The organism is Acidovorax kalamii (assembly GCF_002245625.1).
GTDB classification, from domain to species: domain Bacteria; phylum Pseudomonadota; class Gammaproteobacteria; order Burkholderiales; family Burkholderiaceae_C; genus Acidovorax; species Acidovorax kalamii.
Genome location: NZ_NOIG01000024.1, coordinates 1 through 2502 on the forward strand (window position 1 = coordinate 1; position 2502 = coordinate 2502).

The following is a 2502-nucleotide window of genomic DNA, read 5'->3' on the forward strand; positions in this document are numbered from 1 at the left end:
AACCCCAGTAGCATGCGCTGCCAATAAGAACAGTTTGCAACAAAGCTCTGCATCTGCAAGCCAGGGGAGGAAGGCCAACACGCATTGGTCGTAGACACTTTCTGCGCGCGCGATGAGAGAAGAGAGGGATCTCCTACATGCGCGCGACGGTAGTTCACCGCGCAGCGACTGCCGTGCGGCAGTGGCTGTGCTTCGCCCTGGTGGCGGCCATTCCCAGCATCGGCTCTGCGGATACCGCCAAAGGTCTCACCTGGCTCCAGGCTCAGGTCCAGACAGGAGGGCAGCTTGCCAGTGTCTCCAGTGCCGCCACTGTGGCGCAAAGCCGTTGCGAAGTCGCCCGCACCCTGCTGGAACTCTCCGGCCCGGGAGCTGCACCTGCAGCCCTCACCGCCGCCCTGGACAGCGCCCCCCTTGGTGAGACCGTCACCGAAGTGCTGGCCTGCACCCAGTGGCTGCAGCAACAGCAAAGCCAGATTCCACGCACCTCCGAACTGCAAAGCCGCCGCACAGCCACCAATGGCTTTGCAGCCTTCGAGGGCCAGACAGGCCCCAGCCTGCTCGACACCGGCTGGGCCCTGCAGGCCCTGGCCAGCCAGTGGAGCGGTGCCCAGACCGACCCCACCCTGGCCTGGCTGCAGCAACAACAAAAGGCAGATGGAAGCTTCACCATCGGCACAGGCACAGGCAGTGACCTGCTGACCACCGCCAGCGTTCTGCGCGGTCTGCTGGAACATCGTCAGCGCTCAGCCGCTGCCTCAGCCATTGCAGACAAAGCTGCCAGCTACCTGCTGGCACAGGTCAATGCAGCCGGACACTGGCAATCCAACGTCGGCGTCACAGCGCTCGTCTACGAAGCTGTCCATCCCTACAGCGGCACACAACCCACCCTCGCATCGGCCGTCCAAACCTGGCTTCTTGCAGGCCAGGCCACCAACGGGGCCTGGAACAACAACGACCCCTGGACCAGCGCCGTGGCCCTGCGGGCCCTCGTCCTGACGGGCCGCGCTCCTGTCAACCCTGCCCAGGCGGCACTGAAGCTCCAGTTTGTGGATGGAAGCACAGGCACCCCCATCGCTGGCGTGCAACTCACCGGCACGGGCGCTGGCAACCTCAGCGCCAGCAGTAACGCATCAGGGCAGATACAGGTACAAGGGCTGCCCCCCGGGGCCTACACCCTGACCGCCACGGCAACGGGGTACAGCACCGTACAGATCACCGCCACCCTGCAGACCGGACAGACCACGGACCTGGGCACCGTGCAAATGCTGGTGCCTGCCAGCAGCACCACCGCCGTCATCAGCGGCACCGTGCGGGACAGTGCAAGCGGCTCCCCCCTTGCTGGCGTGACCATCTCCATCACCGGCCAGGCCATGACGGGCACCACCGATGCCAACGGGCTGTACCTGATCAATGGTGTGGTGCCAGGGGCCATCACCCTGAAGGCCAGCCGGACGGGGTACTTTGACGCCACCGGGCAGGCCAACGTGCTGGCAGGCCAGACGGTGAACTTCTCGCCAAGCCTGGTGCTCAGCACCGCAGGTGGCCCTGGCGGGACAGCAGACTGCCGCATCCTTGGCACTGTCACCAAGGCCGCAGATGGCACACCTGTTACCGCCGCCACTGTCACCGTGAGCGGAGCCAACACGGGTACGGCCACCACCGATGCCAGCGGTGCCTATGTGCTCACGGGCCTGGTCTCGGGCGATACACGCATCAGTGTCTCCCAGAGCGGGTTTGATGTTGCCGTTGCCAACACGCGGCTCAACTGCAGTCCCCAGGGCAACACCGCGCTGCAGTATTCGCCCAAGCTGTACGCCAGCACCCAGGCCCCCGTGGACGCCAACACCGCCAGCTTGAGCGGTGTCGTGATGGATGCAGGTACCAACCAGCCCATTGCAGGCGCACAACTGACCGTCACCACGAACACCAACGTCGTTCGCAATGCGGTCAGCCAAGCCAATGGACGCTTCACCCTCAGCGGTCTGGACGGAGCCACGGCACAGCTGGAAGTGATTGCCACCGGGTACCAAGGCCTGAACGCTACCTACACGCTGCAGCCCGGGCAAGCCATTGACCTGGGACAGATCCGCCTGCGCCTCCCCAAGGTGACGCAGCTGACGCTGGATCTGCAAGTGCAGTCCGTCAAGCGCCACACCACACAGACCGACCCGCAGACCCTGCGGGTGTCCGGGGCGCTGCAGGTGCAAGTGCGAAACGCAGGCACCCAGGTGGCACCGGCCAACGTGGCGGTGCTGGCCTTCCAGGATGGCAATGGCAACGGCCAGTACGACCCCAGCACCGACACCGTGCTGGGCCAGGCAACGCTGACAGCGGCGTTGGGCACGGGTCAGTCCCAGACACTGACGATCGACGTCTCGGGCTTGCTGCCGTTCCGCGATGCGCCCATCCATGTGGTGGTGGACCCTTCGGGTGCACTGGCCGAGAGTGACAAGGCGAACAACGTGCGCTCCAGTGCGCAGGATGTGCTGTTCGTGCCTCAGG

General features: G+C 65.2%; 1 protein-coding gene. It reads left to right on the forward strand.

Annotated features, from left to right (window positions below; translation table 11 throughout):
* Window positions 1-137: 137 nt before the first annotated feature.
* A partial coding sequence (locus CBY09_RS23365) for a carboxypeptidase regulatory-like domain-containing protein (RefSeq protein WP_133066338.1) occupies window positions 138-2502 on the forward strand: 2365 nt, incomplete at its 3' end.